This window comes from Leminorella grimontii ATCC 33999 = DSM 5078 (genome assembly GCF_000439085.1).
GTDB lineage: Bacteria > Pseudomonadota > Gammaproteobacteria > Enterobacterales > Enterobacteriaceae > Leminorella > Leminorella grimontii.
This window is the reverse complement of the sequence record NZ_AUUA01000003.1, coordinates 314,698-338,555: the sequence shown is the minus strand read 5'-3', so window position 1 is coordinate 338,555 and position 23,858 is coordinate 314,698. Positions and strand designations below refer to the sequence as shown.

At 48.5% G+C, this 23,858-nt stretch carries 23 protein-coding genes; 16 read left to right on the top strand and 7 right to left on the bottom strand.

Features of this window, described 5'->3' with window-relative positions:
- Nucleotides 1-10: 10 nt before the first annotated feature.
- From G544_RS0108445 to G544_RS0108390, 13 genes are all read left to right on the top strand, one after another.
- Nucleotides 11-2,464: a trimethylamine-N-oxide reductase 2 gene (locus G544_RS0108445; protein ID WP_027274191.1), complete on the top strand. Its 2,454-nt coding sequence runs from the start codon at nt 11-13 to the stop codon at nt 2,462-2,464.
- A gap of 827 nt (nt 2,465-3,291) precedes the next feature.
- Nucleotides 3,292-6,216 carry an autotransporter outer membrane beta-barrel domain-containing protein gene (locus G544_RS20245; protein WP_051155648.1) on the top strand — a complete coding sequence of 975 codons (2,925 nt, stop codon included), beginning with the start codon at nt 3,292-3,294 and terminating at the stop codon, nt 6,214-6,216.
- A gap of 522 nt (nt 6,217-6,738) precedes the next feature.
- Nucleotides 6,739-7,596 (top strand): Rossmann-like and DUF2520 domain-containing protein, encoded by an 858-nt coding sequence (locus G544_RS0108435; protein WP_027274190.1) that lies wholly within the window; start codon nt 6,739-6,741, stop codon nt 7,594-7,596.
- The gene (gene panB / locus G544_RS0108430) at nt 7,593-8,435 is read left to right on the top strand and encodes a 3-methyl-2-oxobutanoate hydroxymethyltransferase (protein WP_027274189.1); all 843 of its coding nucleotides are present in this window, start codon (nt 7,593-7,595) and stop codon (nt 8,433-8,435) included. Before G544_RS0108435 ends, panB begins: the two co-directional genes overlap by 4 nt.
- A 69-nt stretch (nt 8,436-8,504) precedes the next feature.
- A complete protein-coding gene (gene panD, locus G544_RS0108425; protein ID WP_027274188.1) occupies nt 8,505-8,894 on the top strand; it encodes an aspartate 1-decarboxylase in 390 nt (129 codons plus the stop codon).
- Nucleotides 8,895-9,159: 265 nt separating this feature from the next.
- Nucleotides 9,160-9,555, top strand: coding sequence for a DUF6960 family protein (locus G544_RS22145; RefSeq protein ID WP_134388978.1), 396 nt, complete (start codon nt 9,160-9,162; stop codon nt 9,553-9,555).
- Nucleotides 9,556-9,597: 42 nt separating this feature from the next.
- On the top strand, nt 9,598-9,933 hold the full coding sequence (locus G544_RS0108420) for a hypothetical protein (RefSeq protein ID WP_027274187.1): 336 nt from the start codon (nt 9,598-9,600) through the stop codon (nt 9,931-9,933).
- Nucleotides 9,934-10,480: 547 nt separating this feature from the next.
- Nucleotides 10,481-10,759 (top strand): YrhB domain-containing protein, encoded by a 279-nt coding sequence (locus G544_RS0108415; RefSeq protein ID WP_027274186.1) that lies wholly within the window; start codon nt 10,481-10,483, stop codon nt 10,757-10,759.
- Nucleotides 10,756-11,790: a hypothetical protein gene (locus G544_RS0108410; protein WP_245614558.1), complete on the top strand. Its 1,035-nt coding sequence runs from the start codon at nt 10,756-10,758 to the stop codon at nt 11,788-11,790. The genes G544_RS0108415 and G544_RS0108410 overlap by 4 nt, the downstream gene beginning before the upstream one ends.
- Nucleotides 11,791-12,750: 960 nt before the next feature.
- Nucleotides 12,751-13,359: a DUF1062 domain-containing protein gene (locus G544_RS0108405; protein ID WP_027274184.1), complete on the top strand. Its 609-nt coding sequence runs from the start codon at nt 12,751-12,753 to the stop codon at nt 13,357-13,359.
- Between the two features lie 357 nt (nt 13,360-13,716).
- Nucleotides 13,717-14,175, top strand: coding sequence for a hypothetical protein (locus tag G544_RS0108400; protein WP_027274183.1), 459 nt, complete (start codon nt 13,717-13,719; stop codon nt 14,173-14,175).
- Nucleotides 14,175-14,396, top strand: coding sequence for a helix-turn-helix domain-containing protein (locus G544_RS0108395; RefSeq protein WP_027274182.1), 222 nt, complete (start codon nt 14,175-14,177; stop codon nt 14,394-14,396). The genes G544_RS0108400 and G544_RS0108395 overlap by 1 nt, the downstream gene beginning before the upstream one ends.
- Nucleotides 14,397-14,542: 146 nt before the next feature.
- On the top strand, nt 14,543-15,136 hold the full coding sequence (locus G544_RS0108390) for a hypothetical protein (protein WP_147654611.1): 594 nt from the start codon (nt 14,543-14,545) through the stop codon (nt 15,134-15,136).
- Nucleotides 15,137-15,232: 96 nt separating this feature from the next.
- Here G544_RS0108390 and G544_RS21300 read toward each other — a convergent pair whose 3' ends face one another.
- On the bottom strand, nt 15,233-15,805 hold the full coding sequence (locus tag G544_RS21300) for a periplasmic heavy metal sensor (RefSeq protein WP_051155647.1): 573 nt from the start codon (nt 15,803-15,805) through the stop codon (nt 15,233-15,235).
- 115 nt (nt 15,806-15,920) lie between these two features.
- The gene (locus tag G544_RS0108380) at nt 15,921-16,820 is read right to left on the bottom strand and encodes a LysR family transcriptional regulator (protein WP_027274180.1); all 900 of its coding nucleotides are present in this window, start codon (nt 16,818-16,820) and stop codon (nt 15,921-15,923) included.
- A gap of 1,342 nt (nt 16,821-18,162) precedes the next feature.
- On the opposite strand from G544_RS0108380, the gene G544_RS22705 reads away from it, so the two are divergent.
- The gene (locus G544_RS22705) at nt 18,163-18,333 is read left to right on the top strand and encodes an IS1/IS1595 family N-terminal zinc-binding domain-containing protein (RefSeq protein WP_420864707.1); all 171 of its coding nucleotides are present in this window, start codon (nt 18,163-18,165) and stop codon (nt 18,331-18,333) included.
- A 25-nt stretch (nt 18,334-18,358) separates the two neighbouring features.
- Here G544_RS22705 and G544_RS0108375 read toward each other — a convergent pair whose 3' ends face one another.
- Nucleotides 18,359-19,168 carry a winged helix-turn-helix domain-containing protein gene (locus G544_RS0108375; RefSeq protein ID WP_027274179.1) on the bottom strand — a complete coding sequence of 270 codons (810 nt, stop codon included), beginning with the start codon at nt 19,166-19,168 and terminating at the stop codon, nt 18,359-18,361.
- 744 nt (nt 19,169-19,912) lie between these two features.
- On the opposite strand from G544_RS0108375, the gene G544_RS0108370 reads away from it, so the two are divergent.
- Both G544_RS0108370 and G544_RS0108365 read left to right on the top strand, forming a co-directional pair.
- Nucleotides 19,913-20,365: a hypothetical protein gene (locus G544_RS0108370; RefSeq protein ID WP_027274178.1), complete on the top strand. Its 453-nt coding sequence runs from the start codon at nt 19,913-19,915 to the stop codon at nt 20,363-20,365.
- A gap of 173 nt (nt 20,366-20,538) precedes the next feature.
- A complete protein-coding gene (locus G544_RS0108365) occupies nt 20,539-21,243 on the top strand; it encodes a DJ-1/PfpI family protein (protein ID WP_211218897.1) in 705 nt (234 codons plus the stop codon).
- 83 nt (nt 21,244-21,326) lie between these two features.
- On the opposite strand, the gene G544_RS0108360 is transcribed toward G544_RS0108365, so the two are convergent.
- The 4 genes from G544_RS0108360 to G544_RS21680 all read right to left on the bottom strand — a co-directional run bounded on the left by G544_RS0108360 (nt 21,327) and on the right by G544_RS21680 (nt 23,857).
- Nucleotides 21,327-21,926 carry an START domain-containing protein gene (locus G544_RS0108360; protein ID WP_036023613.1) on the bottom strand — a complete coding sequence of 200 codons (600 nt, stop codon included), beginning with the start codon at nt 21,924-21,926 and terminating at the stop codon, nt 21,327-21,329.
- A 254-nt stretch (nt 21,927-22,180) separates the two neighbouring features.
- Nucleotides 22,181-23,008 carry a DUF4942 domain-containing protein gene (locus G544_RS0108355; RefSeq protein ID WP_027274175.1) on the bottom strand — a complete coding sequence of 276 codons (828 nt, stop codon included), beginning with the start codon at nt 23,006-23,008 and terminating at the stop codon, nt 22,181-22,183.
- A 130-nt stretch (nt 23,009-23,138) separates the two neighbouring features.
- Nucleotides 23,139-23,498 carry a DUF5983 family protein gene (locus G544_RS20235; protein ID WP_051155645.1) on the bottom strand — a complete coding sequence of 120 codons (360 nt, stop codon included), beginning with the start codon at nt 23,496-23,498 and terminating at the stop codon, nt 23,139-23,141.
- Nucleotides 23,495-23,857 (bottom strand): type IV toxin-antitoxin system YeeU family antitoxin, encoded by a 363-nt coding sequence (locus tag G544_RS21680; RefSeq protein WP_071783334.1) that lies wholly within the window; start codon nt 23,855-23,857, stop codon nt 23,495-23,497. Before G544_RS21680 ends, G544_RS20235 begins: the two co-directional genes overlap by 4 nt.
- Nucleotide 23,858 lies beyond the last annotated feature (1 nt).

The following is a 23,858-nucleotide window of genomic DNA, read 5'->3' as shown; positions in this document are numbered from 1 at the left end:
AGGACGACCTATGAACGTAACACGTCGAGGTTTTATTAAAGGTGCAGGAGTCACGGCTGGGGCTATGGCGATATCCTCAGCAATTCCACTTCCCGCATGGGCCGAAGCCCCTGCGGGGACCGTACTGACCGCAGGCCGCTGGGGCGCGATGTACGTTGAGGTGAAGGACGGAAAAGTGGTTTCTTCCAAAGGCGCGTTGGCCAAGACCGTGCCGAACAGCCTGCAAACCACCGCCGCCGATCAGCTTTATACCAAAGCGCGCGTGAAGTATCCGATGGTGCGCAAGGGCTTCCTGGCGAACCCAACCGCGCCGGACGGCAAGCGCGGCAGCGACGAGTTTGTCCGCGTCTCTTGGGATGAAGCCTATAAGCTCATTCACGAACAGCACATGCGCATCCGTAAGGCGTATGGCCCCTCTTCCGTATTCGCCGGTTCCTACGGCTGGCGCTCCAGCGGCGTGCTTCACAAGGCGCAAACGCTGCTTCAGCGCTATATGAGCCTGGCTGGCGGCTATTCAGGCCACATGGGCGACTACTCCACGGGCGCGGCGCAGGTCATCATGCCGCACGTGGTGGGTTCCGTTGAGGTTTATGAGCAGCAGACCACCTACCCGATGATTATGGATCACTCTCAGGTTGTAGTGCTGTGGGGCGCAAACCCGCTCAACACGCTGAAAATTGCGTGGACCAGCACCGACGAGCAGGGCATTGAGTTCTTTAATCAGCTCAAGAGTTCCGGTAAGAAGGTGATCGCCATCGATCCGATGCGTTCGGAAACCGTTGAGTTCTTCGGCGACAACGCGCAGTGGATCGCGCCGAACATGGGGACCGACGTAGCGATGATGCTAGGCATTGCCCACACGCTGGTCACCAAGTCGATGCACGACAAGGCGTTTCTGGATAAGTACACCACCGGTTACGACAAGTTCGAAGAGTACCTGTTAGGCAAAACCGATAAGACGCCGAAGACGGCGGCCTGGGCGGCTGAGATCTGCGGCGTGCCGGCCGAGCAGCTCGAACTGTTGGCGGATATTTTTAGCAAGAACCGCACCATGATCATGGCCGGCTGGGGCATTCAGCGCCAGCAGTACGGCGAGCAGAAGCACTGGATGCTGGTGACGCTGGCGGCGATGCTTGGCCAGATTGGTACGGAAGGCGGCGGCTTCGGCTTCTCCTACCACTACTCCAACGGCGGCAACCCGACCCGCGTCGGCGGCGTTCTGCCGGCGATTTCGTCCTCCGTTTCCGGGCTCTCTTCCGCCGGTAACGACTGGGCGGCTTCTGAAGCGGTCGCCAGCTTCCCGCTGGCGCGCATCGTCGAAGCGTTGGAAAAGCCGGGTTCTAAAATTCAGCACAACGGCCATGAAATCACCTTCCCCGACATCAAGATGATTTGGTGGGCCGGCGGTGCGAACTTTACCCACCATCAGGACACCAACCGCCTGATCAAGGCCTGGCAAAAGCCGGAGATGATCGTCATTTCCGAATGCTACTGGACGGCGGCGGCCAAGCATGCGGACATCGTGCTGCCCATCACTACCTCGTTTGAGCGTAACGACCTGACCATGACCGGCGACTACAGCAATCAGCACCTGGTGCCGATGAAGCAGGTCGTTCCTCCAATGTATGAATCGCGCAACGACTTTGACGTGTTTGCCGACATGTCCGAACTGCTTAAGCCGGGCGGCCGTAAGGTGTATACCGAAGGCAAAGAGGAGATGGACTGGCTGAAAGAGTTCTATGACGCGGCGCAGAAAGGCGCGCGCGCGCAGCGCGTGGCGATGCCGATGTTCAATCAGTTCTGGCAGGAAAACAAGCTGATTGAAATGCGTAAGAGCGACAAGAACGATAAATTCGTGCGCTACGCCGAGTTCCGAGCCGATCCGGTAATGAACCCGCTGGGCACGCCGAGCGGCAAGATTGAAATCTACTCCAAGACCATCGAAGGCTTCGGCTATAAGGACTGCCCTGCGCATCCGACTTGGCTTGAGCCTAAAGAGTGGAAAGGATCGGCGAAGGAAGGGCAACTGCAGCTGCTGACCGCGCACGCGGCTCACCGTCTGCACAGCCAGCTTAACTACGCCAAGCTGCGTGAGCTATACGCCGTGGCCGATCGTGAGCCGATTACGATCCACCCGGAAGACGCCAAGGCGCGCGGTATCGCTAACGGCGACCTGGTGCGCGCGTATAACGAGCGCGGCCAGGTGCTGGTGGGCGCAGTAGTTACCGACGGCATCAAGCAGGGCGTCGTCTGCATTCACGAAGGCGGATGGCCGGATCTGGACCCGGCGACCGGGATTTGTAAGAACGGCGGCGCAAACGTGCTGACCGACGATATCCCGTCCTCTCAGCTGGCCAACGGCTGCTCTGGCAACACCGCGCTGGTTTCTATCGAGAAGTATACCGGCCCGGCGCTGCCGCTGACGGCCTTCGATCCTCCTAAAGGGGAACCGGCCGCAGCCTGATCCTGTTCTATAAGACATTGAATAAGGCCCCTGATTTCAGGGGCCTTTTTTTGTCCGTGCGTAAAGGTTTTATTTTGTTTAAAACAATAATTGTACGGATAGCTGATAAATAACCTATCGGTTTTATTTTCATTAAAATCCAAAGCGTTTATTTGTTGTATTTTTGTTGATCTAATGGGTTTTATTTATTTCCTTATTTATATTAAATAAGTTGTTTTGTTGAAATGATTTAGTTTATCGAAGATTGATGTCCGTGATTATTTGGCGGCTTTGATTATTAATTATTTCTTTAAACCTCCTTTCTTGAGCTATTTTCATTTTAGTTTATTGACCTAAATGTTTGCGTCATTTGGTTAACAATAGGAGTTTTATTCTGAATAATTCGTTTTTATCCAGAATAAATTTGATACTCAAATCTTTTTTTATCTTCTTTTTTCATTGATTTTTAAGTTTTAACTAATTGATTTTTATAAATAATATTAAATCACCTCCAATAGATTATTTTTCATTAACGTGTGTTGTTTCTTTAGTGATTGTGACAAGTGTATGAATTAAATAGTTAAGTTTTTTGACCGATCGAACATGTTGTTTTTGATAGATAAACTCTATTGTTTTTTACCAGTTGATCGATTGCGTCGATCGTGTAATTATTATCTCACAACACGCTTTTGGCTTTTTATGGATTTTCATAAGCGTTGTTATATAACTATCTAATTTCTCTGTTTGTGTTGCTTTTGGCCCTAAGGAGTGGGCGAAATATGAGAAATCATCTGCTGTCTAATGGAAGTGATATTAATGGAAGGTCAAGCAGGCTACGTTTGACCCTAATGACAACATTTGTTTTATCTGTACTTTATTCTTCCCAAAGTTTTGCAATAGATCGCGGCACCGTTTACGTGGGGGAAACGGTCGGCGATGGATACAGCGTGACGACAACCGGTTCGCCCGTTCCAACCTTCGCGGGCCACCACTTTGGCATTTATGTGAATAGCAACAACCCCGCCTCTGTAACGACGGTAGGTAATAACTTTACGGTTAAAACCTCTGGCGACGAAGCGGACGGCATTCGAACCAATCCGTCAAATAATACGGCCGCCGGCACAATCAGGGTTGGCGACAATCTGTCGATTACTACCGGTGGGCTGTCGTCTGACGCGGTCAATATGAACGGCGGCACCATTCTTTATATCGGCAATAACGCTACGTTGGTCACGGAATTTGCTGGCACCATCCCCTTCCTGAAAGAAGGCGCTCATGGCCTGAGAACCAACCTAACTAGTCAGATCCACGTCGGCGACGGGCTCAGCGTTGAGACTATGGGGCTGCGGTCATACGGTATCTATACGTCGGGCACCGACTCTCAGGTAACCATCGGCAACGGCAGCACGATCAAAACTCACGGCAACAACGCCAACGCGGCCCACGTATCGGGAACCCGGGCGACTCTGGATGTGAAAGACGGATTTGCGTGGGAGACCTCTGGCGACACGGCGTACGGCATCAACTTCTCGGCGATGAACGGTTCCGTCACGTTAGGCAGCAACGGCACGATTGATACCGCAGGTTCAGGCGCCTACGGCGTTTCTATCACTTCCAGCGCGGGCGTTATCGCGTTAGGGAATTCCAATACCATCACCACCGGCGGCGATACCGCTCACGGCATCTATGCTCGCTCTCGCGATGCATCGGTCACGTTTGGCGATGCAACCGCCGTTGTGACGGGCGGCGACGGCGCTCACGGCATTTTCGTTACGGGAACGCAGAGCAGCTCGCTGACCTACAGTACGGACATTGTCATCGGCAACGGCAGCAGCGTTAAGACAACGGGCGCCGCTTCTTACGGCGTTCACGTTTTTGCGCCGGAAAGCAGCGTCACTATGGGCGAAAATGCGGTCGTTGAAACCGAAGGCGACGGCTCTCACGCGCTGTATGCCCACGGAGCGGCCAATGCGACCAATAACGCCATCGTCGTTGATAAAAACGCGACGATAAAAACGCTTGGCGAAGGCGCTCATGCAGCGTACGTCGATTGGGCATCCAGCGCTATTGAGTTTAAAGACGGTGCAAACGTTACCGCTCAGGGCGTTGACAGCTATGCGCTGTACGCGTCCGAAGGGCAGATTACCTCTACCGTTCCCGGAAAATTCACCGTTCTCGGCAACATGCTGTCGGAAAACGGCGGGGTGATTAACCTCAGTATGACCGACGGCTCGTCGTTTACCGGCACCACCGCGTTGGGCGTTACGCCGGGAACGCTCGATCTGAACATCGACGGCGCGCAAAGCGTTTGGAACATGACGGGCGACTCGGTGATTTCCAGCCTGACGCTCGGCGGTGCGACGCTTTCGTACGAGTCACCCGCAGCAGGAGGAACGTTTACGCCTAAAACGCTCACCGTTATGGGGGACTACACGAGCAATAACGGCGTGCTGGTGCTCAATACCGTGCTGGGCGCGGACGATTCGTTAACCGACAAGCTTATCGTGACCGGCGACGTAGCGGCGGGAACCACCAAGGTGTCCATCGTGAACGTCGGCGGAACGGGCGACCAGACGATTGAAGGCATTGAGATCGTCGAAGTCGGCGGGCAGTCTATCGGTAACTTCGTCAAGCAGTCGCGCATCGTGGCCGGCGCTTATGACTACGACGTGGTGAAGGGCGCGTCGAACGAGAACTGGTATCTGACTAGCAAGATCCCGCTCGTTGAGCCAGAACCTGAACCGGATCCCGATCCAGAACCGGAAGGTCCTACGCCTGGCGGAGAGAACCAGTACCGTCCGGAATTCGGCAGCTATCTGGCCAACAACTACGCGGCCAATACGATGTTCCTGACGCGCCTGCACGATCGGCTGGGTGAAACGCAGTATACCGACGTTTTGACCGGCGAGCAGAAGGTCACCAGCATGTGGATGCGCAACGTCGGCGGGCATACGCGCTTTAGGGACAGCAGCAGCCAGCTCAAAACCAAGAGCAACCGCTACGTGCTTCAGCTGGGCGGCGATCTGGCGCAGTGGAGCACCGACGGCCTTGACCGCTGGCACCTTGGCGCGATGGCGGGCTACGGCAACAACCGCAGCAAGACCGTCTCCAGCGTGACTTCCCACTACTCTCGCGGGCAGGTGACTGGCTACAGCGCGGGGCTTTACGGCACCTGGTATGCCAACGAAGCGGACAAGACCGGCGCCTATCTGGATTCCTGGGTGCTCTATAACTGGTTCGACAACAAGGTGATGGGCGAAGACCGGGCGACCGAGAAGTATAAGTCTCGCGGCGTCACGGCGTCGGTTGAAGGCGGCTACAGCTTTAAGGTTGGCGAACAGGGGGTTAACAGCTACTGGATCCAGCCGAAGGCGCAGGTCGTCTGGATGGACGTGCGCGCTAAAGACCACTATGAGCAGCGCGACGCGGCCGGCGGGCGAACCAAGGTCAGCGATGACACCAACGGCAACCTGCTGACGCGCCTTGGCGTTCGTACCTACATGAAGGGCCACAGCGCACAGGACGAAGGCAAGGACCGCGAGTTCCAGCCGTTTGTTGAGGCCAACTGGATCCACAACACCCAGAACCACAGCGTGAAGATGGCGGGCGTGAAGGACGAAATGCGCGGCGCTAAAAATATCGGCGAAGTGAAGGTCGGCGTGGAAGGGCAGTGGAACAAGCGCTTGAACCTGTGGGGCAACGTGGCCCAGCAGGTGGGGGATGCCGGGTACAGCGATACTTCTGCGATGTTAGGTGTGAAGTACGCGTTCTGATCCACGTTGTTTGGTATGTTAATGAGGCGGCGCTCTTTTGAGCGCCGTTGAATTATTCGCAAATCATCTTAATCAGCTTCAGAGGATACTCCGGCCGAAAATACGGTCTGCTTATATCACCATTGTGCTCGGCCGGTAGGGCGCCTGTATTAGCTTTGGGAGTGCGTCGGGCCTAGCCTTCCTACGGGCCGTTATGGAGCCCTTCGGGCTCCACCCTTTCAGGGCCAGCGCAAGCGCTGTTCAAACCGGTTTCACCGGTTTGTCGTTGGCTTACGCCAAGTCGACCCCAACGGAAACCCCTCCCGCCGATTAACATTGTTATCGACTCAATTCCAAATAAGTGGCTTTGTCATCAACCTACAGCGGCGCTTCATGTGAGCGCCGTTTTTATATCGTTTACCTCAGCAATATAAAGATGTTATAGATGTGTTGTTTTATTCCGCTCATTTTGCCTATCGAGCCGAATAAGCTAACGGTATCTTCCATATCGTCACGTTGATTTATTATTTTGGACTACACGCTTTGAATATTGGATTCATCGGTGCAGGAAAGGTCGGCTTCTCTCTGGGCAAGTACTTTGCCTCAAGGGGAAAGCCTGTCGCTGGTTACTACAGCCGTTCGTTTGAGGACGCTCAAGAAGCTGCGCGGTTTACACAAAGCGAAAGCTTTCATTCGCTGCCTGAGCTTATCGCCGCGTGCGATACGCTGTTTATTACCGTGCCGGACGGCGAGATCGGGGCGGTTTGGCGAGAGGTCGCGCAGCATTCGCTGCAAGACAAGATCGTTTGCCACTGCAGCGGCGCGCTGCCGTCTGAGGTCTTCGACGGCGCTCGGCAGCTTGGCGCTTACGGCTATTCGCTGCATCCTCTGTTGGCCATTAGCGATAAAACGCATTCCGCGCAGGCGCTGGCGACGGCCTGCTTCACTCTTGAAGGGAACGAGGCGCGTTTAGGCGAGATGACGCGGCTGGTGGAGTCTTTGGGCAACCGCGTCGCGGTCATCGATGCAGCGAATAAGGCGCGCTACCACGCCGCCTGCGTCACGGTCAGCAATCTGGTTATCGCGTTGGCGAAAGTCGGCAGCGACCTTTTTTCCCAGTGCGGCTTTGACGAGGCGTTTTCAACCAAAGCATGGAACGCGCTGTTTTTGGGCAATGCGGAAAACGTCTGCCGCGTCGGCGTGAAGGACGCGCTCACCGGCCCGCTAGAAAGGGGGGACGATGCCACCATTCGCCAGCACCTTGAGGCGCTCGGCGACGGCGAGCTGCGCGAGATTTACCTGCTGCTGTCGAAGCAGCTGTTGGACGTCGCGCGCGAGAAGCATCCGCAGCGAGACTATTCTCACACTGCGTCACACATTGAGGCTGAACTGAAGAAATGAAGAACACGGTTATCACTCTGCAGCGGCAGAAAGAGAAAAAAGAAAAAATCACCATGCTGACCGCCTATGACTACTCGATGGCGAAGCTGATGGACGCCGCGGGCGTTAACGCGCTGCTGGTCGGCGACTCGCTGGGCATGGTGATGTTGGGCTACGAGGACACGCTGTCGGTGACGATGGAGGACATGATCCACCACAGCCGGGCTGTCGCACGGGGCGCGAAAAGCGCGCTGGTGGTGACCGACATGCCCTTTATGTCCTATCAGGTCAGCGTGGAAGAGGCGGTCGCCAATGCGGGCCGCCTGGTGAAAGAGGGAAGGGCGCAGGCCGTGAAGCTTGAGGGCGGCGAAGAGGTTTGTCCGCAGATTACTGCCATTACCCGCGCGTCGATCCCGGTGATGGCGCATCTGGGGCTGACGCCGCAGTCCGTCAACGCCTTCGGCGGCTTTAAAGCCCAGGGGCGCAGCGAGCTGGCGGCCAGAAAGATCATCCGCTCCGCTCTGGCGGTCGAAAAGGCGGGCGCGTTCGCGCTGACGCTCGAATGCGTGCCTGAACCGCTGGCGGCGCTGATTTCGTCCCTGTTGACCATCCCGACGATCGGCATCGGCGCCGGTGCGCGCTGCGACGGTCAGGTGCTGGTCTGTCAGGACATGATGGGCCTTTACGACGGCGTCGCGCCCAAGTTCGCCAAACGGTTTGGCGAGGTCCGGCAGAGCGTGGACAGCGGCATCACCCAGTATATCGACGAGGTGCGGCGCGGCGTATTCCCCGGGCCTGAGCATACCTTTGAAATAGACGATGCGGTGATGGAAAGCTTAACCGAAGAGTTTGGCGCCTAGCTTACTTCCGCGATTGATTACCGGCCTTTGGGGCCTCGTTATTTTCTTACTAAAGAGCCATAGACAGCCATGGAATTAACGTTACTGAAAAGCAAAATCCACCGCGCCACGGTGGTCCAGGCCGAGCTGGACTACGTCGGTAGCATCACCGTTGACCAAGACCTGCTGGACGCCGCGGGCATCCTCGAATACGAGAAGGTGCAGATCGTCAATATCAACAACGGCAGCCGGTTTGAGACCTACACCATTTCCGGCGAAAAGGGCAGCGGCATGATTTGCCTCAACGGCGCCGCGGCCCGCCACGTGCAGGTCGGCGATAAGGTGATTATCATGTGCTATGCGCAGTTTACCCCCGAAGAGGCGAAGGCCCATCGACCGACGGTGCTGTTTGTTGATGACGCGAATGCGGTGCAGAGGGTGTCGAGGTATGAGAAGCATGGGCGGTTGGAGGATATGTAGGGGGGGCGCTTCTTTTTTAAATGGATATGGTGTTGAAAATCCCGGCTGCTGAGAAGTGGCCGGGATTGTTTTATGGGCATATCTGCCGCCTTGGCTAGGTAGAACTCTGTTGCCCATCGTCATCGTGGTACTTTGTGTCATTTGGAGCGCTTTATGGTAAGTTCTTTATGATGTTAGTATACATTCTGAATGCTATGAACGAGCGAAAAGGTCTTTAACAGCACCTCAAGAGGTTGTTAATGAATTACCGAAGGATCGCGGCTGTATGGTAACTAATTTAGATTTGCAAGGACGTTGGGGATTATATCCTTGGTTTGATGGAAATGATGTTGATTTTATCTGTCCGGACGACGTAGAGCGAGCAAGAAAGCTAGTGTTGTATGGAAAAGTCTTCTATTGTGAAAAACAATGTGGGGATTTTATTGTACTAATTTATGGTGACTGTTCTCTTAAAGTTAATCCTTGTTTATTTAAGCCAGTTAGAGATATTCGTTTTTCTATTGGAGATAAAATAAGCGTATCTCCTTTACTAAGTAGTAAAGAGGGGGTTATATTAAACATAGAATGGCATCATAAAAGAGATGAACCTATCTATTATTTATCATTTAATGGAAATAAATCATCTAAGCGCTATTTCGAAAATGAACTTAGTCTGCTCTAAGAGTAAATACCCCTGTCAGTCTAGCGGGATTAGAGGAATCATATGAAATATCTATCCGTTCCCGTAAGCCTAGACGCTATGAATCGCCTTGAATATGATAAATGTGTTGGTGGAGATCTTGTAGAAGTCCTTCTTGATGATAGTGACTATATAGAGTTATGGGAGAGTGATGTTCTCAACTTACTCAATGATAAATTAGATAAAAATATTGATAACTATGAAGATGAAAGGCTGGTTGGCTCGAATACCCTTCATCAAGCGAGAAGGATCGTTAATGAAAGAATTCTGGCTAACCCATCCAAGCAAGTTTTGGATAAGTTAATATCCCAAATTGATCTTGCTATTAGGTTTAATACGGGAGTTTTCTTTTATTTCTAACAAAACGAAGTTCAGTAATTTGTTACTGTCGTGACAGCTGTGGTTGCTCTAGTTTTTAGACTGGCCCCCTGAATAACCAGACACTTTCCCCCTCTTAAAATAAGAGGTAGGCTTAAAACTATGTTTAAGACTAGTCACGGAAATAGGATGGTTAAGGTGTTAACCAGAACTGGGAAGACTCATCTGGAGCTATAGGGATAAATTCAATGCACAATAGTGACTCTTTATGCATCTGCCGAGTATGCGGTGCCGCACAGTTAGAACCTCCTTGGGGAGACGACGGTGATTCTCCAAACTATGACATATGTGACTGCTGTGGCGCAGAATTTGGATATGAAGATGCCTCTTTAGATACATTGAAAGTGTACCGAGCTAAATGGTTGGGGAACGGCGCTAATTGGAATCATAAAAAATCACAACCGGATGATTGGTCATTAGAAGCGCAGCTATCTCGCATACCTCAAGAATACCGATAAAACGAAGGCTTTAGCTCAGCGTTCGCTAAATCGAGGTAGATTTTGGTCATCCATATATTAAGGACAATCTGATGATTACTTTTGATGATGCCGTAAAGAAAGCAAATGACTACTTGAGCGATGGGGATATACCCGTGGTGATCACTCTGATAGGGCGTTTTTCAGAAGGGTGGTGCTTTTGTTTTCAATCCAGGAAATATCTTGAAACGGGAGATAATAGTGCGTTACTTGCGGGAAATACGCCATTTATAATAGATAAGAATAGTGGTGAAATTCATACATTAGGAACAGCCTACCCTCTTGAGGCATATCTGCAGATGTATGAGGAAGAGAAGGAGGAATTAAGTTGAGAGCCGAACATTCTATGTTGTCACAGAAGGATAATGGGCAAGAAGTCGTTGTGGCTGCTATAAAGCAATTTTTGAATGCGCTCAATTCGAACAGTAATGAGGCGGTTGATGTATCTATGTTAGTTGCTGCAACTTCGGCGCTAGCGTTAACGAATTTGGATGACTGGGAGCGTTTGATTCGTTGGGAACTAACCACTGTGTCACGCGTTTCCAAGCAACTGCATTGGTCACTTTGGAGTAAGCCTAATCCCTATTTTCCTTGGATAGATTTATGTAGCGGTGATGGCTTCAAGCGTGAAAATGCATTAAAAGTTTTATCAGGAGCTGCGCCAAATAGCTTTTTCTTTGCTTTAGCCGTCCGTCGACTTAATGATTGGGTTCCTGAAATAAGAAAAGCAGCATGCGATGTATTACCATTGATAGCAAAGGCTTCGGATCCGGAAATTATCGTCGATGTACTATTTATAACGCTTCCCCATTGGGATTCTTGGGGCCGAATGGGGAATGTAGAAAAACAAGTATTGATGCAGATTCTATCATTAGAAAAAGTGAGGGAATCTTTTAAACAACGACTGATATCAGCGACGTCAGGGCCGATGTCTTCTATATTGTCTCAAGTTGGCCGCACTGAGGTACTAGATCATTATCTGTCCGATATCGCAGAATTAGCGGTTCAACCATCCTTGCGAGCAAAAGCGTATCGTTGCCAATTTGAAGGTCGATTTGTTTGGAGTGAAGGGAAAAAATGGGAATGGACAGATAAAAGTTATTGTAAGGGGCGATTCGTGACTCTATTGGGGGAACGTTTGATTTGTGTTTCAAGGCCGTTTATCCACAGCTTAAAAATGGCGATGGTTGACCGTTCACCAATTGTACGTCGTGTGGCAGGGGAAATGCTTATCAGGGAGTTGGAGAATATTGGGGAACAATCGATTATTTTTGCAAGAATGCTAGCATCAGATCCCTCGCCTTCTGTGGCCGAACGAGGAAGATTTGCACTGAAAGCTATTGGCGTAGGTTTGGAACGATAGGGAAAATGCTAAAACTTGGTGATTAAATTTATTCTTTGTTGATAATGGTAAGTCGACACTTATTAATATTCATTTTGAAATTTCTGGCTGGTTTCTAGATAAATTTTCATCCGGGTTTATCTGTTTAATATTGCTATTGTTCCAACGACAATGAGACATACAATAGCTGTTATTATTCCCATTCCTTGTTCATTTTCACGTTTATTTTCCTCTTTAATTTTAGGTTTGGACTCGCGTGTACGTAAAATGAAAATTAACAGGACTAAAAGTGGAATACAGATAATAAAACCGTAGAAGTAGAGTTCTATAAGACCAAAAGGAGGCATTAGGCATAGTCCATTATTTTATATATTGAGGTTGATATTATTATCAACACAGTAAAATGTCTCGATAAAATTTATTTTTTTTGATGTAGGCTTGATTAATTAATTGAAAAATATAGTTATTTAATTTGATTGTCAGCTTTTATACATAGAATGTATCAATCACTTTGAGGGGAAGGGACATACGAACATCGCTTATTCGATGTTATACTCTGCGAGTCATACACACACTTCAAACAAACCCCATTGCTACAAAAGAAGACGTAATATATCGTCACGCTACGTCTGAGATATTGGGCGGCGGGATTAGCCTCCTGAAAATCTTAATGATACTTAATTATAGCAACCGGAGGCTACCTCCATGACGACAGTTCAAATCCACAGAATGTATGCACAGCGCTCAGCTTTTCAGATCAATAGATCCTGCCGTAACCATCATGAATATTGATTGAACTCATTTACCCGATAATTGCTGTTTTGATAGGCTCGACTTATCTCTTTGAGCATCGATAGGATTGTAACGTTGGAAATCTTTTTTTAACCCACCGAAAAATATCTCATAAATATTTTTCATACATAAACATTCATGGTCCGTTCAGTACGGATCCGGTTTTGTATGGGTTAAAAAAGGTACGTTATGAAAGTTACATGGACTGTCACGCCCGTGGGGTATCAGCGCATTACGAAACGCTGCCCTTCATGCAACATTAAACGGGACTTCACGCCTTCAGGGGCATTTCGGATTAACTCTCAAAAGAAAATGTTGGACGTGTGGAGCATTTATAAATGCATCCACTGCGATTACACTTGGAATATCTCTCTGTTCTCACGCCTGCACGTCAGCAAAATTGATCACCAGCTTTATCACCGGTTGATGGTGAACGATGCTGCTACGGTTCAATATTTTGCCTGTAATATCGCGACGCTAAAGCGAAACAACGCAGAGCTATCGGGTCGGCCTGATTTTTGCGTTCAGGAGCGGTGGTCTGTCAGTATCTCTCCCCGTAGTCGGGTTAGGGTTAGTGTCAGAATTTCCCCTCCTTTTCAGGTCAGCCTGCTGTCGATTTTGCAGAAGCAGCTCATGCTGAGTACAGGTGAAATTAAGAGACGAATTGAGTCAGGGGAAATAAGTGGCGTCACAATGAAAATGCTTAAATCTCGCAAGCTGAAGGCGGCGGAATATAAGTTTCAGCTATCCGTAGAAATGCTCTACGCGCAACGAAGGATTGTTCTAACGCGTTGTTAAAAGGAAGACGCTCACCTTGAGGCCAACTGTGCCGGTATGACAATGGGCCAACAGAAGGCAAGACTCAAGGTGAGCTTCAGGTGAATAACTATCACCTGTGACATAAGATAAAGGCAGTGATAATACTTAGGGAGAAATATGAATGAAAATACGGTTCTAACGCTCCCCTTCAGCTTACTATGATGAACGAGCCATCTTATGGTCATATTTTGCGAGCCATCTCCACACTTCAAACAAATCCCATTGCCATGAAATAAGGCGCACGATATCGTCACGCTACGCCCGCAAAATCAGGCGTCGGGATTAGCCTCCTGCAAATCTTAGTGATACTCAATTATCGCAACCGGAGGCTGCACCATGACTACAGTTCAACCCCACCCATTACTCACCATCCCCCTCACCGCCAACGCGGACTTCACCACCCTGGCTGACCACTGCGAGCAGTTCGTCGAAGCCCTAACCGAAAGCGACGACCTCGCGCTGCGGCTGGCGCTCGGTGGGAGATTGATCTCCTGTCTCTCTCAACTACGGGCGACGCTGAACGATCCCATCCCTGAACATCTGGTCGAACGCTTTATTGTCGATAAGCCGCCCGTGAATCCGCCTCGCTTTGAGCCCGATTCAGAACAGCTGTGCGGCTACTGCCTGACGCTGGCGCAGCTGCTAACCGGCAGGGCGCTGCCGTCATGGGCAGAACAACCCATGAGCGATCTGCTGTTCGGGCTGGTGGGCTATTTTGCCGCCGATCTCAAGGCTCCCCGCTGGCTGCGGGTGCATACGGCCGACGGCCTGCTGTTTACCTGCGAGGGCTTATGATGAGCCAACAGGACTGGCACGCCGCCGACGTTATCGCCGGGCTAAAAAAGCGCGGCACCTCGCTTGCCGCCGTCTCACGCGACGCGGGGCTGGCATCTTCCACGCTTGCCAATGCGCTTATGCGCCGCTGGCCCAAGGGTGAACGGCTGATAGCCCAGGCATTGGGCGTCTCGCCTGAAGTGATTTGGCCTTCCCGTTACCCTAAGCCGGACGTGCGCTAACGTTTATTTCCCGCATCGCCATCGGCGGCGGTGCGGGATACAATCAGGGGTAGGGTATAGATGCGTTATTTCAACGCAGCTTTTAGCCAATCAGGAAGGTTGGTCCGCATCAGGAGGTGACCACAATGCCCATGTCGTGTGAAAAAATGCAAACGCTTAAAGAGATTATTGAGGGAAAGAGCGATATTTGGTGGCACCAATGGTGGCGCGATAATGCCGCTGCCTTAGAGAAAGAATTGGGACGGACGGATTACCTAAAGCTCAAGTACGGCCGTTTGACGGCTGCCGCCGAGTATTTAACGAAAAATAACGTTAGCTTCGAATGGTCGCAAAAAGGCCGGCTTGCGGAAACCTACTCGCTGCTTGGCGATAACCTATTAGATGAAAATGGGAAATTAGACTTTAACAAGCTTGATAAACACTGGGGTGGCGCAATAAGCCTGTTTCACGACGGGCAAGTTGATAAGTCTATGGCGCTGTTTGAAGACAGGCTGTACCAAATAGTCAAATCCCAAGACGTCATGGCGTTCGAAGAAATAGCGACGGAAGATATACTTTTTCGGCTTGGGGAAACTGATTTTGCATTGGCATGTCTGCGAACCATCGTAAATCTTAAATCAAATGAAAGGTTCAAGGATATATTGCTTGATTTTAATGAATATTATGACGATCTGGTCTTTGCCAATATAGAGTGGGCCGAAGCGGAATATGAAAAGCATATCTCCTCTGGCCGCACATAAGGCTTGCGCATAAGCCGCCGTTTAGAAAAATGGAAAAGCCGCAACAAATTAGTAAGCTGCGGCTTTTTACTATCATCTACACACAGCGGCCAACCATCAACGACAGCAGCCCTTCTTACCCATATCGCCGTGCATGCCCATTCCCATGCCGCCCATGCCCATTCCACCCGGCATACCGTGCTCCATCATAGGAATACCGGCCTTAGCCAGCAGGATGTCCATATTAACGCGCTGCTGTTCGATCTCGGCGCGAACGGCGCTGATTTCCTTACTTACCGCCAGCAGCTTCTGCTCGTCCAGCGGGACGGCGGTCAGCGCGGCTTTGTATTCGTAGCCCTTGGAGGTGAGCTTTTGGCGCAGCGGCGCGGTGGCGGTGCGGAAGTCGTCGTGGGCCTTTTTCAGCAGCGCCTGCTGTTCCGGCGTCAGGTTCGCCATCATACCCTGGTGACCGCCCATCATGCCCTTGCCGCCGCACATCATTCCGCCCTGTTGGCCGTGCATACCGTGGCCGCCCGGCATCGGCTGGGCGTCTGAAGACGGCGCAGGCGCTTCGGTCTGGGCCGGCTGTCCGAGCCCCATGGCGGCGTGGTCGTGCGGCGCGGCGGTTACGCCGAACCCAATCGCGGTGAGGGAAAGCAGGGCCGCAATGGCCGTTTTCTTGAGTTTCATTGAAATTCCTTCTCGTTGAGGTGGGAGATATTGATGTGGAAATACTATACCGAGGGTTTATGCCGCGGGCTACTTTCTTTAGATAAAAGCGAAGCTTGCTTTGCGTTGGGAATGACTATTTCTCTCTTATTAAGTCCAGTATGTCGGACATAACAGATTCTTTACCTCTTTTCTTATGCATATAGGCATAGAAATAGAGATCTTTCTTTTTGATAAAGTCGCAGTGGACCTCTTTTAGCGGAAAGCTTTTTGTAATGAGAGGAGCAAAGAACTTGGGGAAAAACATGAGCAGGTCGTTATCAATAATATTCAGGATAAGATTAATAAACGATTCGCTTTTTATCCAAGGCGGGGTGATTCTGGCGTCCAGCACGTCTTCCATTCCCGAGATCAGGTTTGCATTCTCCTGAAAGGCTCTGCTGACATAGCTTTCCTTAGAAAACTGCTCCAGTGAGATCGTGTCATTTATTCGTGGATGGTCGACACGGCAGATTAACGTCAGATCAAACTTGAACAGCGGCGTGCTGACAATGTTCCTGTCCGCAGGCATCGAGGTGCCTATGTCGATGTCAATTTCCTGAGTGCGCAGCGAGTTTATTCGTTCATCCAGGCTGCTTGAGTATTTGGCAAACTCAAAAATGCATTTATCCGGAACGATGTGGTTTTTCATCGCATGATGAGTTAACCAATATTCCACAATTGAGTTGGTTCTTATTTTTATCAGAGGGCAGTTGAATAATGGCGCAACGGTGCCGGGCTGCGTGACAATTTTCTCATGAATCGACTTGTTTATCGGGTTGAAAACCTCATACAGATTCATCGCCAGAGTCGTCGGCTTGACGCCGTCTCTTGACCTGATAAACAGCGGGTCGTTGTAGTGCTTTCTTAACTTCGATACGGCGTAGCTGACCGCCGCAGGCGCGGTATCCAACACTTCTGAAGCCTTGACCATGCTGCGGGTGTCTACAATAGCGACTAAGTATTTGATTAAATTATAGTCAAAGCTCTCATTCATAGGTGGCTCGCGGTAGTCCGGATGCGTTTGACGTAAGTATATAAGGATAGCAGAGGGCGGTTCATCCAAATTTTAGAGGAACACTCTCTTTTTGATTCGATTGAGTCGGAGTAGAAAGTCATCTTCAATAGTCGGGATCGTTTTCATCGTTGAAGATAATAATCCAGCAGGCGACGCTGAGAATAAAATGCAGTTTCGAGATTTCATTGGGAATATGTAGACGCGATTAATTGCATTCTTGATTGCGTGCTGGATGTGTAGAAAGATATATAAAAGGGTAAATCATGGCAGTAAATCCTTGCTGTTATTTTTGTGGAGATCGGCGCTTTGTGCGTAAACATGGGCAATCCAAAGCGCACATCGAACGCTTTTTTTGCACTTCGTGTAAAAAGACCTTCCAGTCTCGTTATATTTATTCCGGTAGTGAATGTAAGGTGACTGGGAATGGCTATAACCATGCGGTGAGCCTCATTAAGTGGCCGGTGAAGCCGCCCGTAGGCGAGCCTAAAACATCGCCGCACCTTTCTCCCGAATCAGCTGAATAATCTTTTCGGTGATGGGGGAAGGCTGGCTATCCTTGAGCCGGGTCAGAATAAAATGGCGGGAATTGGTTGAGCTTTCCCTCGGGGGGCTTTAAGCTGCCGCTCTAGGCGGCTATTTTCTTATTTAGGATGAATGGAAAACGTTTCTGTTTAATCCATTTTTTATCGCGGTTGAACCTACCGTATATCTGCCAACGTTTTCCTCTATTTACAAATGCGTAATGCGACATAAGCATGATAGTCGGCACTGTGTTATTTATATGGCTCATATGTCGTTTTTTATATTATAAAATGGCGGTGCTGCTTATTTAGAGTATTGGTCCTTATTCTATTTGATATCTGATATTCATACCCATTCGACTATTATTATTTTTTAGGTCTGTTGCATCTAATGGGGCAATGTGTTGAATTTTTATTAATGACGTGTAGGGCGTAAGCCATAGCAGGCTATGATTTGTTGACTTATTGAGTTGAGGGGGAGCAGTCATAGCATATATAGTTTTATTTCTAGTTATCGTGCTTGAATCAGATGGCCTAGGATATCTGATTTTTGTTTTTATTTATTATTTATTGCATTGATTTAATTGTTGTTTTTATTGTTTTTTATAAATCGCTAATGTAATTGTATGCTAATTCATTAAAGTAGTATCTAAGAAGTGTGTTTTTTGAGAGGGTTCTATGGTTTTATATTTAAAGTTAACTAATAATATCGGGAGAGGTATAAATGTTATTCTTCCTTAATGCCATAGCCTATTTCAAGCCACATATCATGTTTTTACTTTTTAATTGGGTGGATAAGTATGAATGCTATCATTGAGAAAAGGCCCCATTGTCCATATTGTACAAGCCGGAATGTCCGTAAGCACGGCTATAGTAGAGCGAAACTAAGACGTTATAGATGTTTAACTTGTGGTATAACTTTCCAAGGTGAATATATATATCCTGGGTGTAAATTCAAAAGTTATAGCTAAAGTGAATTAGAGTGTTGACATCGGTTCATCCCTTTGCTTTTTCGATAATATAAGTTGTTGAGTCACACTCTATTTTGTTTTTGGCGTTACATGAGAAAATAGAGATTCTTGGCGCTGTGGAAAAATATGAAATATAATATTCGCTATTACCTTTGCAAGAATAATGGTTTTCTATAGCGAAGTCATAAGCAAAGGCATTATCTTTATTATTTTTGTTAAAGTAGAAGCAGGGGGGATATTCTTTTACGTTGCTAAATCCGCCTATTAGCGGTTTGTTTTTATGAGTGGACTCATAAGAGTGGTAAAGCGGATAGGCTATCAGTAAAGCAGCTATAGAGAAGAGGGCTGCTCTTTTCTTAAAAGAAAATTGGGCCTTTTTTATAGCTAATTCATTGCTGCCTTTGGTTTTATCGAGTACGGTTAATTCTTCTTTGTCAAAGGCTTCTGCGTTAGGGTTTTCTTCTTTTTCCTCCCCTATTAGCTCTGAGTTTATGGCTGTTTTTGTTTCAATATCTATATATTGAGGGATACGGATCCCTTTTTGCCTTATGGTAACAATTAGCTCTTTATTATACCCCAGGCCTTTAAGGCTCTTTCTCAGATTAACAAAACATTGATAATAGGTTGCATTTGTTATTGTTTTTAGTGCATCTTCACCCCAGCCTACAATCATTAATTCAGATTGTAATACGATTTGGCCATGTTTTTCTAATAGCAGCTCCAGGCAACGGGCGCTGTTGTTATGGATGTGTGTTTTTTTTGTTGTCTTAATAGAGCGCAGTAGCCTGTCGTGTGGTGTGAAAATTATTTCCTTATCAATAATGAATTCTTTCATATGTTTACCTTATGGCAGTTTTTTATTTATTGAATACTATCACTATGCTTTTATAAATAGAATGATTTATTTTAATAATTGGTGGTAAATAAGCATGGAAAAGCCGGCAGGGTAAAATCACCTATTATGTGAGATGATTGCTATAGTTGCTTGTGTTTTATTTGCTTCTATTCCTAATTATTGGTTATAGAAAGTAAATTGGTTAATTGGCAATGACGTTAGCTTTTGATTTGTAATTTATATATATGATTTTATTGTTGTTTTTGTTTGTTTTAAAAATAATTTATCGATAGCGATGCTATTTTGTTAACATGAAAATAATTAAAGTTTTGAAAAAAATTTCATCCAATTACCTATGATGATATATAAATATTTTGTTACGAATAGAATCATTTTAAGGCGGTAATGGTGTTTGAGTAACATTGTGGCTGCATTACTATCAATTTGTGGTTTTTATTTGTGATTTCCTCTTTAAGGTTGAATTGTTTTTTTTTGAAACTATATCCTTTTGATGTTTGTTCATTTTTGATGGGGGAGGGTGTAGTAAACGTGCTTATTATTTAAATAAAAATAGATTTCTTAGTGGTATGCGTGTGAAAGCTACTTCTTTTAAAACGAGTTATTTCTTCCATGGATGATGTGCAGTCTCATTTTTCACTTTCATACGGCTACCTGTTAGGGATCTTTAGTTCCATAGGACCTTAACGATAGTATATTTGGTGGTCACTTACTGTGATTTTAAAAATGAAAAAAATTATTATCCAATTGTTAATAACTGTATCTCTATTTTTTACCGTAAGTTCTTACGGTGCTGAAAGCATTAGCTGCCTCTCTCGACATACGCTTGTTCATGGGAACTTTAAAATTTCTGCTTATTATCGTTTTATTTTTCATGATGATAATGAAGGCGTTCTTACGATCAACGGTGAGTCCAGTGATAATGGAGCGAAGAGCGTTATCAGTAGGCAGATAAGTTTTGATTATATCGCGCATAATAATGAGTATCGTTTGACTAACCGCCGCGTTTATCGGCTTCCTCTCGATAATGCTTCTGATGAAGTGCTAATTAATCATTTTCCGCGTTTTTTTCTTAAGCAAAACGAATCATTGAACTTCAATATCAAGAAAAACAGCAGTGATAGCTACATAATTAGCTTTGTTGCAACGCCTTTGTTTTATTGTTATGTCGAAAAATGAGTGTTATAAGAAAACGTTATCCTAATGGATAAGCCTAGAGGCCTGTCGCGATTGTACATAATGTGATTTTGAGCATAGGCAAGAATTGGTTAATGACGAGAGGTAAACCTGAAGGCACATAAGTGAAGATAACTCTCTTCCGCTAGGGAATAAAAATAGGCGACGGAGGTTTTATGAAAAAAGGTTTTTTGTCCGTAGTGCTGTTTACGTTGGCTTGGACGTTCAACGGTGTCGCGATGGGAGGCGAACATATGTACTCAGAAGTCGGCAAGCCGGAAAGCCAAAAGCTGAGGCATGTGAACGTCCTGCTGTATGACGGCTTTGAAATACTCGATGCATTTGGCCCGGCCGAAGCGCTAAGCCGCTCAGACTATTACGACATTGGATACTATTCAATGAATGGCGGCGTAATCATGGGTAATGGTAATACTTCCGTTCTCACCGAGCCGGTTTCTGCCATTAAGCATCATGAAATCTTACTTTTACCAGGAGGGACCGGCGCCAGGGCGCTTGTTAACGATCCTGCTTTTATCGGGCTGGTAAAAACGCTGGCCGAATCCTCCCAATATGTACTCACCGTGTGCACGGGTTCAATGCTGCTTGGTAAAACCGGGCTGCTTGACGGGCGCAAAGCAACGACGAATAAATTGGCGTACGCGAACGTGATTAAAACCAACGAAAAGGTGCTTTGGCAGAAGAACGCCAGATGGGTTATTGATGGCAAATACTATACGTCGTCGGGCGTTTCCGCCGGAACGGATATGTCGATAGGATTTATCGCTGACGTACACGGGCTTAAAGCTGCAGAAGAAGCCGCGTATAAAATAGAGTATGAGTGGAACAGGGACAGCAGCAGGGACCCGTTTAGGGTGGAATAGCCCGATAAGGGTATTAATGGAATAGCCCTTAGCCCTGAATTATCTAAGGCGTCGCCATAGGCGCTTTATCGGAGCGGTACTGGCTATTCCATTGCTTCCGCGTGCTGCCTGAAGGCTTTTAGCGTCTTAAACGGTCCATCGACAACAAATTTGTTGGCGAGCCAGGCAGGGACATCGCCGCCGGGTTCCGCCGCGACCTGATAAATGACCTTAGTAGTTTGGGCGTCAACGGGAATAAATTTCCAGAAGCCGTCGAGCTTGGTGATGCGAATATGGTCTTTAACGGCGGGCACATTTTGCGGCAGCGCGGACATCGTAATAGTAATTGTGCCGTTTTTACCTTGCTCAGCGTGGCTGTGGATGGAAAGGTCCCGATCGGATACCGGCCACGTTGCTTTAATCTGCGAGTATCCCCAATAGTCGTAGCCTTCCTGCTTAATCAACCGCGCCTGCTTACAGCCGTACATTAATCGACACGAAAGGGACATGTCCGCCAGCATGTTGGCAATGGCCTGCGGCTGGGCCTTGATGGTCGTTTCTGCGCGATAGGCCTTGAACGAAGAACCCTTAGGGGTAGATAAAAATACCTGAATACCCTCTTTATCGACTTCAAGCTGCCAGCTCTCTGCGTGGCAGGCTGAGCTGATAAACAGCAGCAGAAACGCGATAGTACGGTATCTCATGGTTATTCCTTTCGCAGCGTATTCCTTATTGCCGTGAGTATACCTAAGTTGAATGAAAAAGCTTGGAACGCGGATTTTAGACACAAAAAAAGACGTCAATCGACGTCTCTTGCTGTATCCACTTCCATAGATATGGTGCTGAGGCCGGACTCGAATTTTTATTTAATTAATTGATAAATATATAAAATTAATTCCATGCTTGGAAATGTACCAACTAATATACCAACACTAAATTTTCTAACACTACGTAGAGACTAAGCAAGCATCTCCGGATAGTATTTTGCCACGATATCATTCATCTTATCCACCAAATCCAGCCGCTTGAACGTCAGGTGTCCTGAACCCTTCTGAAAATAGCGGGTGTGAAAAAATTCATCCTCATAGACCTGCTGCTTGCGATTATTGCTGATGAAGTTCATCAGCTTTATGGCGATGTCGTTGCGGTTGTCCGGTATCGTTTTGCCGTCCAGCAGGTAGAACATTCTCTCCAGGTCGGCGAGCTGGTCTCGGCGCCAGCCCCAGTTTAGGCTGTAGCCCCAGCGGTCATGGGTTACTATCCCGTTGAGGATAATTTTCTTGCCGAAACGGCAGGGATTGTTGGTTTTATAGTCCCAGGACAGTCTTTTGAAAACGTTGATAATCCCGCGTTCAAACACTTCCGCTTTTTGCAGGTGTAGCTGTTCAAAGGTGGCGAGGATATTCTCTTCGCTGATGACGGGCAATTCGCCTTCATCCAGACTTTTATGCCATTGGCTGCGGGCTTCGGCGTCCATCAGCGTCAACATGCCAGACTGTTGCATAAGGCTGCGCCAGAGGTTGCGGTCCATGGCGTGGGTGATGGCTTTCATCGCGTCTTTTGGTGCTGCTAATAGTCGGCAGTCGTAGCGGTGGCCCTGGTTCATCGCCCAGTCGCTTGCCGGGCCGCCGCCGATATCTGTCGTCAGGCGAGAGATAGCGTCGAGCTGGTGGATAAGCTGCTCTATCTGCGCAAGCGCGGCGTTGCGCCCGGTGACGATGCGTTCGAGGTTGGTGGAACAAATCAGTTCGCTATGGTCGGTTAATACGTCAGCTTCGGTTTGCATGATGGTTAGTTCCTATAAAAGCAAACGCGCCTGTCGGAGTCGGCAGGCGCATTATGCGGTGAGTTGTGAAGATGAAAAGCTTGAGAGAGTGGATCGGGAAGACGCCTCGCAATAAATCACGCGGCGGCGTTCACCATTCAAACAGTGGGAATCCGGGCAGTACTTCGCCCAACGCATCCAGATGGATTTGTGTAATGCCGTAGCGCCGCTGCAACGCGGCTATCAGGCGGCGGGCCGGTTTTGACAGCCCGAGCTGCTTGAGTTTCAGCCGGGAATGCGTCCAGGCGCTCAGGCGTATCAGGTAACCGGTGCCGGTGTAGTGGATCCATTCGCTGGTGCCGTACTCTTCTCGGCTATGCGAGGCGTGCCATAGGCAGTGGTTGTCCTGGTCGGTAATGTGTGCGGTGCTGCACTGGACGCCGGAATAATGGGCGAGAGTGGGCAAAACGGTACCGTCCTTTGGGACGTCTTTGGCTGGGCAAGGGTTCATAGTGGCGTTGACTCCGTTATTGTGTGTTCGTCCGGTAGCGGTGTGGGATAGACGGCTATATACACGTAGCCACAGCTGCCGAGGGTGTCGGCTTCGCAGGTCAGGCCGTCGTGGTGAATAGTGACGCAACGTGAGCTGCGAGGCGTTAGTTCGCCGGTACTCAGCAGGCGCTCCAGTCGTTCGATAAATATTGGAAAGACGCGTTCCAGACGCCGTAGCGTCGCATCATCAAATGTGCCATGTAGGCTGGCGCGGTCCGCTAGAAAGTGCAGCCGGTGGCCTTCCTGTACCAATCGTGCGCCAAAGCGTGGTGTGACGGGGTTATCTAGTCCCCATTGAGGAGTATCGGAAAAAGACATG